The organism is Mycobacterium sp. VKM Ac-1816D (assembly GCF_000416385.1).
GTDB classification, from domain to species: domain Bacteria; phylum Actinomycetota; class Actinomycetes; order Mycobacteriales; family Mycobacteriaceae; genus Mycobacterium; species Mycobacterium neoaurum_A.
In genome coordinates this window covers 1-352 of sequence record NZ_AOHQ01000064.1, presented here as the reverse complement: position 1 = coordinate 352, position 352 = coordinate 1, and the positions used below count along the sequence as shown (strand labels likewise).

Here is a 352-nt window from a genome sequence, read left to right as displayed (position 1 = left end):
TGGCCGCGATCGCCGAAGTCACCGCACGGCACTGCGAGGACGAAGACGAATCGTCGGCGTTGAAGTTGATCGACGGATGGGCACTCGCCAAAGCCGAGATCAGTGCCGCCTGCACCCTCGGATCCCGGGCCGCCAGCGCCCAGATGCGCATCGCGATGGCGTTGCGTGATCGGCTACCCCGCACCGCCGAGGCGTTCGCGCAAGGGTCGGTGTCGGCGAAGGTGATCGCCGCGATCACCTGGCGCACGCAGCTGGTATGTGATGAGGAGGCATTGGGGTTGATCGACGCCGGGATCGCCGGCACCGCCCACCAGTACGGCGCATTGTCGGAGAACGCGTTGATCCGGGCGGT

At 67.0% G+C, this 352-nt stretch carries 1 protein-coding gene; it reads left to right on the top strand.

Annotated elements, in window-relative coordinates; translation table 11 throughout:
• A partial coding sequence (locus tag G154_RS00065; RefSeq protein ID WP_036478466.1) for a DUF222 domain-containing protein occupies positions 1-352 on the top strand: 352 nt, incomplete at both ends.